Below are 11,881 nucleotides of genomic sequence, written 5' to 3' on the forward strand. Positions count from 1 at the left end.
TTCCAGTTTTGATCCCGTCCCCCCGGCCGCAAGGCCAACCCAGGAACCGTGTCGTCGTGAAACCGATTCAGAAGTCGAACAAGCTGCTCAACGTCTGCTACGACATCCGTGGCCCGGTGCTCGAGCACGCGAAGCGCCTCGAGGAAGAAGGCCACCGCATCATCAAGCTGAACATCGGCAACCTCGCGCCGTTCGGTTTCGATGCGCCGGACGAGATCATCCAGGACATGATCCGCAACCTGCCGACGTCGTCCGGCTATTCGGATTCGAAGGGTGTGTTCTCGGCGCGCAAGGCCGTGATGCACTACACGCAGGAAAAGGGCGTCGTGGGCGTCGGCCTCGACGACATCTACATCGGCAACGGCGCGTCCGAGCTGATCGTGATGGCAACCCAGGCGTTGCTGAACGACGGCGACGAAGTGCTGCTGCCTGCGCCCGACTACCCGCTGTGGACGGCGGCGGTCAGCCTGTCGGGCGGCACGCCGGTGCATTACATCTGCGACGAGCAGAATGCATGGATGCCCGATCTCGACGACATCCGCCGCAAGATCACGCCGAACACGAAGGCGATCGTCGTGATCAACCCGAACAACCCGACGGGCGCGCTTTATTCGGACGAATTGCTGCTCGAACTGCTCGCGATCGCGCGCCAGCACGGGCTGATCGTGTTTGCCGACGAGGTGTACGACAAGATCGTCTACGACGGCCTCGAGCACACGGCACTGGGTTCGCTGTCCGAGGACGTGATCACCGTCACGTTCAACAGCCTGTCGAAGAGCTATCGCTCGTGCGGCTACCGCGCGGGCTGGATGGCCGTGTCGGGCCTCGGCGGCGACAACCGCCGGCGCGCGAAGGATTACCTCGAGGGGCTCGGCATCCTGTCGTCGATGCGCCTGTGCGCGAACGTGCCCGGGCAGTTCGCGATCCAGACGGCGCTCGGCGGCTACCAGAGCATCAACGAGCTGATCATGCCGAGCGGGCGCCTGTACAAGCAGCGCGAGCTTGCGTACGACATGCTCACGTCGATCCCGGGCGTGACCTGCGTGAAGCCGCAGGCCGCGCTGTACATGTTCCCGCGCCTCGACCCGAAGCTTTATCCGATCCAGAACGACCAGCAGTTCATTCTCGACCTGTTGCTCGAGGAGCGCGTGCTGCTCGTCCAGGGCACGGGCTTCAACTGGACGACTCCCGATCACTTCCGCGTGGTCTTCCTGCCGAACCTCGACGACCTGACCGATTCGATCAACCGGATCGCACGCTTCCTCGACGGCTACCGCAAGCGCCATTCGGCCTGAGCGGCAAGGCCACACGGAACTCACTACTTCTTACTCATTCGATCACACGCAGCATGGAACCGATCAAAGTTGGCCTGTTGGGCTTCGGCACGGTGGGCAGCGGCACCTTCACGGTGCTGGGCCGCAACCAGGAAGAAATCAAGCGACGCGCGGGGCGCGGCATCGAGGTGACGCGCATTGCCGTGCGCAACCCCGCCAAGGCGCTGGCTGCGCTCGGCGGCGACGCCGGCGCCGCGCAGATTACCGACGACTTCAATGCGGTCGTCGACGATCCGTCGATCGCGATCATTGCCGAGATGATCGGCGGCACGGGCATCGCGCGCGAGCTCGTGCTGCGCGCGATCGCGAACGGCAAGCACGTCGTGACGGCCAACAAGGCGCTGCTCGCGGTGCACGGCACCGAGATCTTCGAGGCCGCGCGGGCGAAGGGCGTGATGGTTGCGTTCGAAGCAGCCGTCGCCGGCGGCATCCCGATCATCAAGGCGCTGCGCGAAGGCCTGACCGCGAACCGCATCCAGTACATCGCCGGCATCATCAACGGCACGACCAACTACATCCTGTCGGAAATGCGCGACCGCGGGCTCGACTTCGCGACCGCGCTGAAGGCTGCGCAGGAGCTCGGCTACGCGGAAGCCGATCCGACCTTCGACATCGAAGGCGTCGACGCCGCGCACAAGGCGACGATCATGAGCGCGATCGCGTTCGGCGTGCCGGTGCAGTTCGACCGTGCGTACGTCGAGGGCATCAGCAAGCTCGACGCGACCGACATCCGCTACGCGGAAGAGCTCGGCTACCGGATCAAGCTGCTGGGCATCACGCGCCGCGCCGAAAACGGCATCGAGCTGCGCGTGCATCCGACGCTGATCCCGGAGAAGCGCCTGCTCGCGAACGTCGAGGGCGCGATGAACGCGGTCGTCGTGCACGGCGACGCAGTCGGCACGACGCTGTACTACGGCAAGGGCGCGGGCGCGGAGCCGACCGCATCGGCCGTGGTCGCCGATCTGGTCGACGTCACGCGCCTGCATACGGCCGACCCCGAGCATCGCGTGCCGCATCTCGCGTTCCAGCCGGACAGCCTGTCGAACACGCCGATTCTGCCGATCGAGGAAGTGACGAGCGGCTACTACCTGCGCCTGCGCGTCGCCGACCAGACCGGCGTGCTGGCCGACGTCACGCGCATCCTCGCCGCGTCGGGCATCTCGATCGACGCGCTGCTGCAGAAGGAGTCGGAGCAGGTCGACGATGCGAACGGTGAAACCGACATCGTCCTGATCACGCACGAAACGATCGAGAAGAACGTCAATGCGGCCATCGCGCAAATCGAGAGCCTCGCGACCGTCGTGTCGAAGGTGACGAAGCTGCGCATGGAAGCGCTGAACTGAGCTGAGGACGACATGAACTACATCTCCACGCGCGGCGCCGGCATCGGCGAGCGCCATACGTTCTCCGACATCCTGCTCGGCGGCCTCGCGAAGGACGGCGGGCTCTACCTGCCGGCTGAGTATCCGAAGGTGTCCGCCGACGAGCTCGCACGCTGGCGCACGCTGTCGTACGCGGATCTCGCGTTCGAGATCCTGTCGAAGTTCTGCGACGACGTGCCGGCCGACGACCTGTGCGCGATCACGCGCCGCACGTACACGGCCGACGTGTACAGCAACACGCGCCACGGCGAGAACGCGTCCGATATCACGCCGCTGAAGACGCTCGGCACCGAGAACGGCGCTGCGCTGTCGCTGCTCGAACTGTCGAACGGCCCGACGCTCGCGTTCAAGGACATGGCGATGCAACTGCTCGGCAACCTGTTCGAGTACACGCTCGCGAAGCACGGGCAGACGCTGAACATTCTCGGCGCGACGTCCGGCGACACGGGCAGTGCGGCCGAATACGCGATGCGCGGCAAGGCCGGCGTGCGCGTGTTCATGCTGTCGCCGCACAAGAAGATGAGCGCGTTCCAGACGGCCCAGATGTTCAGCCTGCAGGATCCGAACATCTTCAACCTCGCGGTCGAAGGCGTGTTCGACGATTGCCAGGACATCGTGAAGGCGGTCTCGAACGATCACGCGTTCAAGGCGCAGCAGAAGATCGGCACGGTCAACTCGATCAACTGGGCGCGCGTCGTCGCGCAGGTCGTGTACTACTTCAAGGGGTACTTCGCGGCCACCCAATCCAATGACGAGCGCGTGTCGTTCACGGTGCCGTCGGGCAACTTCGGCAACGTGTGCGCGGGCCACATCGCACGGATGATGGGGCTGCCGATCGCGAAGCTCGTGGTCGCGACCAACGAGAACGACGTGCTCGACGAGTTCTTCCGCACGGGCGCGTATCGCGTGCGCAGCGCCGAGAACACCTATCACACGAGCAGCCCGAGCATGGACATCTCGAAGGCGTCGAACTTCGAGCGCTTCGTGTTCGACCTGCTCGGCCGCGATCCGGCGCGCGTGATGCAGTTGTTCCGCGACGTCGAGGAGAAGGGCGGCTTCGATCTCGCAGCGAGCGGCGATTTCGCGCGCGTCGCGGAGTTCGGGTTCGTGTCGGGCCGCAGCAGCCACACGGACCGTATCGCGACGATCCGCGACGTGTTCTCGCGCTATGACACGATGATCGATACGCACACGGCCGACGGCGTGAAGGTCGCGCGCGAGCATCTCGACGCCGGCGTGCCGATGGTCGTGCTCGAGACGGCGCAGCCGATCAAGTTCGGCGAGACGATCCGCGAGGCACTCGATCGCGAAGCCGAGCGTCCGGCCGCGTTCGACGGGCTCGAGGCGCTGCCGCAGCGTTTCGAGGTCGTGAAGGCCGACGCGCAGCAGGTGAAGGACTTCATCGCCGCCCATACGGGCGCATGACGCACGGCCGGGCCGCGGGCCCGGCTGCGCAGGACGGCCGGAATGCCGATTCGTCGAACGGATCGGGGTTCCGGCCGTTTCGTTTGGCGGTGCCGCGTGGCGCAGGCATTCGGCAGCCCGCCACGCGGCTGCCACCGCACCGCGCGAAACGAAACAAGTGCCAGACCCGCGCGTTCGCGCGAATCACAGTTTCCGCATGTCCGCCATATCGCGCGCCCGCGCGACGGCGTCGCTACAATGATGTATTGAATCCAACGATCCCCGATTCCATCGATGTCGAACCCGAATCCCGCGGCGCCGCGCGCGCCGATGCTGTCGACCGCCGAGGCACTCTCCGCGCTGCTCGATGCCGCGAAGCCGTTGCCCGGCGTCGAAACCGTCGCCACGCTCGATGCGCTCGGCCGCGTGCTGGCGGCCGATGTGAGCTCGCCGCTCGACGTGCCGCCGATGCATACGAGCGCGATGGACGGCTATGCGGTGCGCGTCGCCGACCTGCTGCATGGCGACCGGCGTTTGCCGGTGTCGCAGCGCATTCCGGCCGGTCATCCGGCCGCGCCGCTCGCTGCCGGCACGGCCGCGCGGATCTTCACCGGCGCGACGGTGCCGCCCGGCGCCGACGCCGTCGTGATGCAGGAACAGGCGTCGGCCGATGGCGATGCGGTCGAGATCCTGCACACGCCGAAGGCCGGTGAATGGATCACCGCGCAGGGCGCGGATATCCGGCAGGGCTCGGTGATCCTGCCGGCCGGCACGCGGCTCACGCCGCAGGCGCTCGGCCTGGCCGCGTCGGTCGGCTGCGCGCAGTTGCCGGTCGCGCGGCAGATTCGCGTCGCGGTGTTCTTCACCGGCGACGAGCTGACGATGCCCGGCGAGCCGCTGAAGCCCGGCGCGATCTACAACTCGAACCGTTTCACGCTGCGCGGGCTGCTGGAGCGGCTCGGCTGTCACGTGACCGACTACGGGATCGTGCCCGATTCGCTCGCCGTGACGCGCGACACGCTGCGCGCGGCCGCACGCGATCACGACGTGATCCTGACGAGCGGCGGCGTGTCGGTTGGCGACGAGGATCACGTGAAGCCGGCCGTCGAGGCCGAAGGGCGGCTCGCGCTGTGGCAGATCGCGATGAAGCCCGGCAAGCCGCTGGCATACGGCGCGGTGCGCCGCGGCGACGATCGCGCCGATGCGCACTTCATCGGGCTGCCCGGCAACCCGGTGTCGAGTTTCGTCACGTTCCTGTTGTTCGTGCGGCCATTCCTGTTGCGCCTGTCCGGCATGCGCGACGTCGCGCCGCGCGCACTGTCGCTGCGCGCCGACTTTTCGCAAGGCAAGGGCGACCGGCGTAACGAATTCCTGCGCGCACGCGTGAACGCGGCCGGCGGCCTCGACCTGTTCCCGAACCAGAGCTCGGCGGTGCTAACGTCGACGGTGTGGGGCGACGGCCTGATCGACAACCCGCCGCAGCACGCGATCAGCGCGGGCGAGACCGTGCGTTTCATTCCGTTTTCCGAACTGCTGTCGTAACGCGACGGCTTCCCGAACCATGAAGATTCAGCTGAAATTTTTTGCAAGCGTACGCGAGGCACTGGGCGTCGCCGACGAGCAGGCCGACGTGCCGGACAGCGTCACGACCGTGGGCGACGTGCGCGCGTGGCTGCGCGTGCGCGGCGGTGCGTGGGCCGAGACGCTCGCGGAAGGGCGCGCACTGCGCATGGCGTGCAACCACGAGATGACCGATCCCGAGACGCGGCTCACCGAAGGCTGCGAAGTCGCGTTCTTTCCGCCGGTGACGGGCGGCTGAGGCAACGGCGATGGCAACGATACGAATCCAGGCCGACGACTTCGATCTGAACGCCGAGGTCGCGGCATTGCGCGCGCGCAACCCGAAGATCGGCGCGGTCGCGTGCTTCGTCGGCACGGTGCGCGACCTGAACGAAGGCGATTCGGTTGCCGCGATGGAGCTCGAACACTATCCGGGGATGACCGAGAAGGCGCTCGAGAAGATCGCCGCCGAGGCCAACCGGCGCTGGCCGGGCATTGACGTCGCGATCGTGCATCGCGTCGGCCGGCTTCTGCCGCTCGACCAGATCGTGATGGTCGCCACGGTTGCGTCGCACCGCGGCGATGCGTTCGCGTCATGCGAGTTCGTGATGGACTACCTGAAGACCGAGGCGCCGTTCTGGAAGAAGGAGACGACGCCGGATGGCGAGCGCTGGGTCGATGCGCGCAGCACCGACGATGCCGCGCTCGCGCGCTGGGGCATCGAATCGGGCAATACGAGGCGCTGAACGTGGCGTCCGCGTGATGCGGTGAGATGCGGCGAGGTGCCGCATGCGCGCCAAGCGTTGCGCCTGGCGGCTACCCGTTACGCATCCGGATCGTTGCTGCGCCCGATGATCTTCGTCGGAAACGGCTCGCCGCGGGCCCGCGACGGCAACGCGTGCGGATCGTCGCCCGCGTCGCGGCGGCGTGGCGCGATCGCGTCGAGCAGCGCCTGCTGCTCGGGCGGAATCGGGTAGTCCCAGCCGAACCGGCTCAACTGGAGGCTCTGTGCGATCCGCAGCGCCGGCTCCATGAAGCGGATCGCCGCCGGCGGTGCGTAGCGCGTCTCGACGGTCTTCAGGAACAGCGACAGCCAGCGGCTGAAATGGGCCGGCTCGATCCCGTCGAGCGGCTGGTGCGCCTGCTGCACGTTGCCGCGATAGCCCTTGGTGCCGAGCACGAGGCTCGACCAGAACGTGACCATCTTCGGCAGGTGGTCGTCCCAGCGGCCGGCCAGCTTCGCATCGAAGACGGGCCCGAGCAGCGGATCGACGCGCACGCGGTCGTAGAACGCGTAGACGAGATCGCGGATGTTCTCTTCGGTTGGCTCGGTGTCGCGAGGGCGGGCCGGTGCGGTATCGGGCGAGGCGGGCAGGACGGTCATGGCAAAAAGGGCCGGGAGAAATAGGCAACGACGGGGCGGCGGTGCGGGCATCGTGCAGGACGCCGGCCGGATTTTGACGCAAAATAGCGTCCAACACCCTGTAAAACGTGTAAGTGTCACGCATCTTATTGCGCGCGTGCCATCCCGGCAACCCGGGGCCGCGGAGCAGGGCCGTCAACCGGCCTCGTGCGCATCCCGATCGGCCCGGCTCACGTAATCGGGGCACGATCGATCTTTTCCGTATTCGCCCATGAGACTCACCGACTACACCGACTATTCGCTGCGCGTGATGCTGTACCTTGCCGTGCGCGGCGAGGGACTCGCGACGATCCAGGAGATCTCGGACGCCTACGGCATCTCGAAGAACCATCTGATGAAAGTCGTGCAGCAACTCGGCGAGCTGGGATGGGTCGACACCGTTCGCGGCCGCAACGGCGGGCTGCGGCTGTTCCCCGAATCGCTGCAACTGACTGTCGGCCAGGTCGTGCGCGCGACCGAGAGCGATTTCGCGCTGGTCGGCTGCTTCTCGGCCGACGGCGAGTCGCGCGGCTGCGTGATCGAGCCGCAGTGCCGCCTGAAGGGCGTGCTGGCAGCCGCGCGCGATGCGTTCTTCGCCGAACTCGACCGTCACACGCTCGGTGAACTGGTCGAACCCGCTTCGCCGCTCATGGCATTGCTCGGCATTCGTCCGGTCACGCTCGTGCGTGCCGTTCCGTCGACGGACGACGCGCCTGCAACCGTCGAGCCGCCGTCGACGGCCGGCTGACCCGCGCTCGCCGCACCCCACGATCCGGCACCCGCCCCGCTCCGGGCTGCTTCGAGGATATCCCGTATTTTTTGCGCTGAATCAACCCGAATTTCGCTTGAAAGCCGCATAACCATCCTCATCTTGGTGTTAATCGAAAATTGGAGGTCTCGACTAAATGAGAATCGACAAGCTCACCACCAAGTTCCAGGAAGCACTCGCGGACGCGCAAAGCCTCGCGGCAGGCCGCGACAATCAATACATCGAACCCGTTCACGTTCTCGCGGCGCTGGTCGCGCAGCAGGACGGTTCCGCCCGCTCGCTGATGTCGCGCGCAGGTGTTCACGTGCAGGCGCTGCAAGGCGCGCTGAACGAAGCCATTTCGCGCCTGCCGCAAGTGACGGGCACGGGCGGCGACATCCAGATCGGCCGTGAACTGGCCGGGCTGCTGAACCAGGCCGACAAGGAAGCGCAGAAGCTCAACGACACGTTCATCGCGAGCGAGATGTTCCTGCTCGCTGCGTCCGACGACAAGGGTGAAGCCGGCAAGCTCGCCCGCCAGCACGGCCTCACGCGCAAGGCGCTCGAAGCCGCGATCGCGGCGGTGCGCGGCGGCTCGCAGGTGCACAGCCAGGACGCCGAAAGCCAGCGCGAGGCACTGAAGAAATACACGGTCGACCTGACCGAGCGCGCCCGTGCGGGCAAGCTCGATCCGGTGATCGGCCGCGACGACGAAATCCGCCGCTCGATCCAGATCCTGCAGCGCCGCACCAAGAACAACCCGGTGCTGATCGGCGAGCCGGGCGTCGGCAAGACCGCGATCGTCGAAGGGCTCGCGCAGCGCATCGTCAACGGCGAAGTGCCCGAGACGCTGAAGGGCAAGCGCGTGCTGTCGCTCGACATGGCCGCGCTGCTCGCCGGCGCGAAGTATCGCGGTGAATTCGAGGAGCGCCTGAAGGCGGTGCTCAACGACATCGCGAAGGACGAAGGCCAGACGATCGTCTTCATCGACGAAATCCATACGATGGTCGGCGCGGGCAAGGCCGAAGGTGCGATGGATGCGGGCAACATGCTGAAGCCGGCGCTGTCGCGCGGCGAACTGCACTGCATCGGCGCGACTACGCTCGACGAATACCGCAAGTACATCGAGAAGGATGCCGCGCTCGAGCGCCGTTTCCAGAAGGTGCTCGTCGACGAGCCGAGCGTCGAGGCGACGATCGCGATCCTGCGCGGGCTGCAGGAGAAGTACGAGCTGCACCACGGCGTCGACATCACCGACCCGGCGATCGTCGCCGCGGCCGAGCTGTCGCACCGCTACATCACCGACCGCTTCCTGCCGGACAAGGCCATCGACCTGATCGACGAAGCCGCTTCGAAGATCAAGATGGAAATCGATTCGAAGCCCGAAGAGATGGACAAGCTCGACCGTCGTCTGATCCAGCTGAAGATCGAGCGCGAAGCCGTGAAGAAGGAGCAGGACGAAGCGTCGCAGAAGCGACTGCAGCTGATCGAGGAAGAGATCGAGCGCCTCGGCCGCGAATATGCGGACCTCGAGGAGATCTGGACCGCCGAGAAGGCCGCGGTGCAGGGCAGCGCGCAGCTCAAGGAAGAGATCGAGAAGGTGCGGGCCGATATCGTGCGCCTGCAGCGTGAAGGCAAGCTGGAGAAGGTCGCCGAGCTGCAATATGGCAAGCTGCCGCAACTCGAGTCGCAACTGAAGCAGGTCACGCAGGCCGAAGAGCAGGAGCAGCACAACCCGACGCGTCCGCGCCTGCTGCGCACGCAGGTCGGTGCCGAGGAAATCGCGGAAGTCGTGTCGCGTTCGACCGGGATTCCGGTGTCGCGGATGATGCAGGGCGAACGCGAGAAGCTGCTGCACATCGAGGAAAAGCTGCATGAGCGCGTGGTCGGCCAGCACGAGGCGATCAGCGCGGTGGCCGACGCGATCCGCCGTTCGCGCGCGGGTCTCGCCGATCCGAACCGTCCGTACGGCTCGTTCCTGTTCCTCGGCCCGACCGGGGTCGGCAAGACCGAGCTGTGCAAGGCGCTGGCCTCGTTCCTGTTCGACTCGGAAGAGCACCTGATCCGCATCGACATGAGCGAGTTCATGGAGAAGCACAGCGTTGCGCGGCTGATCGGTGCGCCCCCGGGCTATGTCGGCTACGAGGAAGGTGGCTACCTGACCGAAGCCGTGCGCCGCAAGCCGTACAGCGTGATCCTGCTCGACGAGATCGAGAAGGCGCATCCGGACGTGTTCAACGTGCTGCTGCAGGTGCTCGACGACGGCCGCATGACGGACGGGCAGGGGCGCACGGTCGACTTCAAGAACACGGTGATCGTGATGACGTCGAACCTGGGCTCGCAGGTGATCCAGGCGATGACGGGTTCGCCGCAGGAAGAGATCAAGGACGCCGTGTGGCTCGAGGTGAAGCAGCATTTCCGCCCCGAGTTCCTGAACCGGATCGACGACGTCGTCGTGTTCCATGCGCTCGACCGCAGCAACATCGAGTCGATCGCGAAGATCCAGCTCGCACGCCTGCACGAACGGCTCGCGAAGCTCGATATGGCGCTCGACGTGTCGGACGCGGCGCTCGAACAGATCGCGAAGGTCGGCTACGATCCGGTGTTCGGCGCGCGGCCGCTGAAGCGCGCGATCCAGCAGGAGATCGAGAACCCGGTCGCGAAGCTCATCCTCGCGGGCCGCTTCGGTCCGAAGGACGTGATTCCGGTCGACGTTCACGACGGCAAGTTCGTGTTCGACCGCGTCGTTCACTGATCGCAGGCCTCCGGCCGCCGCCCGGTTCGCGCCGGGCGCGCAAAAACAAACACCCCGCCTCGGCGGGGTGTTTGCTTATGGAGCGTCGCAACGACGCAGCGCTTCAGCCCTGCTTGTTGCCGCCGAACATGCCGGCGATCTGCGACAGCGAGCCGAGCACGTTCGACGGGTCGACCTGCGCCTGGCCGTCGGCCGGCACCGTGCCGTCCGGCGTCGCGTGGTTGACGACGTGCGGCAGTACTTGCGCGAGGACGGTCGAGGCCATCGACGGGTCGACACCGAACTTGCTCGCGATCGCGCCGATTGCATCCGAGCCGAGCACGTTCTGCAGCGCGTCCGGCGAGATCGGCTGGTTCTGGCCGGTACCGATCCACGAGCCGATGATGTCGCCGGCGCCGCCTGCCTTGAACTTCTCGATCAGGCCATTCAGGCCGCCCGGCTGGTTGTTGATGAATTCGAGCGCGGTCGTGATCAGTGCGCTTTGCGAGTTGCCGCCGGCCTGGCCGCCGAGCAGACCGCCAACGATGTCGAGGAGACCCATGGTTCTTCACCTTTACCGATAAGGGCGCCACGGTACGGGCGCCCGTTGAACGAATGCCGCGCGCACGCCGTCGCGCGCGCGGCGCACATCAGGCGCCCGACGCCGCGGCGGCGGAGGCTGCCTTGTCCTTCTTGCTTTTCTTCTTCGAACCCTTCGTCGCCTTTGCCGACGATGCTGCGGCCGGTGCGCTCGCACCCGCATCGGCGGATGCCGCCGCTGCTGCGGCCGCTTTTTCCTTCTTCGACGTGCGCTTGGCCTTGGCCGGCTTCGCCGCTGTATCCGGCGCGCTTGCCGCCGGTGCCGGTGCAGCGGCCGTCGTGCCGGCCGTCGCGGTCGTGGACGTCGATGCCGTGCCTGCCGACGTCGTTGCCGACGTGGTAGCCGATGTCGTCGCGGCCGGCTTCGACAGCTTCACGCCCTTCGGCGGCGTCGACGTGCCGCCGATCGTCAGGCCGTTTTCTTCGAGATGCCCGACCGACTTCGTGCCGAGACCCTTGACGCGGTTCGCGAGATCGTCCGCGTCCTTGAACGGGCCGTTCTTGGTGCGTTCGTCGATGATCGCCTTCGACTTCACGGGCCCGAGACCCTTCACGGATTCGAGCGCGGCCTGGTCAGCCGTGTTGACTTCTACGGCTGCGACAAGGCCTGCGGCGAGCGACAGCGATAGCGCGACGAACAGCATCAGCAGCTTTTTCAGCATGGCAAAGGCTCCCTGGTTTTGACGGATGAATGGCTGTTGCAACGGACGGCGGGGC

At 66.4% G+C, this 11,881-nt stretch carries 11 protein-coding genes; 8 read left to right on the forward strand and 3 right to left on the reverse strand.

The window, feature by feature from the left end; genetic code table 11:
• The first annotated feature begins 56 nt into the window (after positions 1–56).
• From B7G54_RS13300 to B7G54_RS13325, 6 genes are all read left to right on the forward strand, one after another.
• Complete coding sequence (locus tag B7G54_RS13300; RefSeq protein ID WP_085039489.1) at positions 57–1,295, forward strand: pyridoxal phosphate-dependent aminotransferase; 1,239 nt, start codon at positions 57–59, stop codon at positions 1,293–1,295.
• 53 nt (positions 1,296–1,348) lie between these two features.
• Positions 1,349–2,677 carry a homoserine dehydrogenase gene (locus B7G54_RS13305; RefSeq protein ID WP_085039490.1) on the forward strand — a complete coding sequence of 443 codons (1,329 nt, stop codon included), beginning with the start codon at positions 1,349–1,351 and terminating at the stop codon, positions 2,675–2,677.
• A gap of 12 nt (positions 2,678–2,689) precedes the next feature.
• A complete protein-coding gene (gene thrC, locus B7G54_RS13310) occupies positions 2,690–4,141 on the forward strand; it encodes a threonine synthase (protein ID WP_085039491.1) in 1,452 nt (483 codons plus the stop codon).
• A 273-nt stretch (positions 4,142–4,414) separates the two neighbouring features.
• The gene (locus B7G54_RS13315; protein WP_085039492.1) at positions 4,415–5,662 is read left to right on the forward strand and encodes a molybdopterin molybdotransferase MoeA; all 1,248 of its coding nucleotides are present in this window, start codon (positions 4,415–4,417) and stop codon (positions 5,660–5,662) included.
• Between the two features lie 19 nt (positions 5,663–5,681).
• Positions 5,682–5,939, forward strand: coding sequence for a molybdopterin converting factor subunit 1 (moaD, locus tag B7G54_RS13320; protein WP_059687399.1), 258 nt, complete (start codon positions 5,682–5,684; stop codon positions 5,937–5,939).
• A gap of 10 nt (positions 5,940–5,949) precedes the next feature.
• Positions 5,950–6,426: a molybdenum cofactor biosynthesis protein MoaE gene (locus B7G54_RS13325; protein WP_085039493.1), complete on the forward strand. Its 477-nt coding sequence runs from the start codon at positions 5,950–5,952 to the stop codon at positions 6,424–6,426.
• 77 nt (positions 6,427–6,503) lie between these two features.
• On the opposite strand, the gene B7G54_RS13330 is transcribed toward B7G54_RS13325, so the two are convergent.
• Positions 6,504–7,064, reverse strand: a complete 561-nt coding sequence (locus B7G54_RS13330; protein WP_085039494.1) for a group III truncated hemoglobin — start codon at positions 7,062–7,064, stop codon at positions 6,504–6,506.
• A 250-nt stretch (positions 7,065–7,314) separates the two neighbouring features.
• Here B7G54_RS13330 and B7G54_RS13335 point away from each other — a divergent pair, with 250 nt between their 5' ends.
• Positions 7,315–7,830 (forward strand): Rrf2 family transcriptional regulator, encoded by a 516-nt coding sequence (locus tag B7G54_RS13335; protein ID WP_085039495.1) that lies wholly within the window; start codon positions 7,315–7,317, stop codon positions 7,828–7,830.
• 157 nt (positions 7,831–7,987) lie between these two features.
• Complete coding sequence (clpB, locus tag B7G54_RS13340; protein ID WP_085039496.1) at positions 7,988–10,585, forward strand: ATP-dependent chaperone ClpB; 2,598 nt, start codon at positions 7,988–7,990, stop codon at positions 10,583–10,585.
• A 103-nt stretch (positions 10,586–10,688) separates the two neighbouring features.
• On the opposite strand, the gene B7G54_RS13345 is transcribed toward clpB, so the two are convergent.
• Positions 10,689–11,126, reverse strand: a complete 438-nt coding sequence (locus tag B7G54_RS13345; RefSeq protein ID WP_085039497.1) for a YidB family protein — start codon at positions 11,124–11,126, stop codon at positions 10,689–10,691.
• 88 nt (positions 11,127–11,214) lie between these two features.
• On the reverse strand, positions 11,215–11,826 hold the full coding sequence (locus B7G54_RS13350; RefSeq protein WP_085039498.1) for a ComEA family DNA-binding protein: 612 nt from the start codon (positions 11,824–11,826) through the stop codon (positions 11,215–11,217).
• Positions 11,827–11,881: the final 55 nt, after the last annotated feature.

This window comes from Burkholderia puraquae (assembly GCF_002099195.1).
Classification (GTDB): Bacteria; Pseudomonadota; Gammaproteobacteria; order Burkholderiales; family Burkholderiaceae; genus Burkholderia; species Burkholderia puraquae.

Bases quoted from the DNA above. Each gene is read 5' to 3' on its own strand.
- B7G54_RS13305 (WP_085039490.1), top strand. From the start codon at position 1,349: ATGGAACCGATCAAAGTTGGCCTGTTGGGCTTCGGCACGGTGGGCAGC.
- thrC (WP_085039491.1), top strand. From the start codon at position 2,690: ATGAACTACATCTCCACGCGCGGCGCCGGCATCGGCGAGCGCCATACG.
- B7G54_RS13315 (WP_085039492.1), top strand. From the start codon at position 4,415: ATGTCGAACCCGAATCCCGCGGCGCCGCGCGCGCCGATGCTGTCGACC.
- moaD (WP_059687399.1), top strand. From the start codon at position 5,682: ATGAAGATTCAGCTGAAATTTTTTGCAAGCGTACGCGAGGCACTGGGC.
- B7G54_RS13325 (WP_085039493.1), top strand. From the start codon at position 5,950: ATGGCAACGATACGAATCCAGGCCGACGACTTCGATCTGAACGCCGAG.
- B7G54_RS13330 (WP_085039494.1), bottom strand. From the start codon at position 7,064: ATGACCGTCCTGCCCGCCTCGCCCGATACCGCACCGGCCCGCCCTCGC.
- B7G54_RS13335 (WP_085039495.1), top strand. From the start codon at position 7,315: ATGAGACTCACCGACTACACCGACTATTCGCTGCGCGTGATGCTGTAC.
- clpB (WP_085039496.1), top strand. From the start codon at position 7,988: ATGAGAATCGACAAGCTCACCACCAAGTTCCAGGAAGCACTCGCGGAC.
- B7G54_RS13345 (WP_085039497.1), bottom strand. From the start codon at position 11,126: ATGGGTCTCCTCGACATCGTTGGCGGTCTGCTCGGCGGCCAGGCCGGC.
- B7G54_RS13350 (WP_085039498.1), bottom strand. From the start codon at position 11,826: ATGCTGAAAAAGCTGCTGATGCTGTTCGTCGCGCTATCGCTGTCGCTC.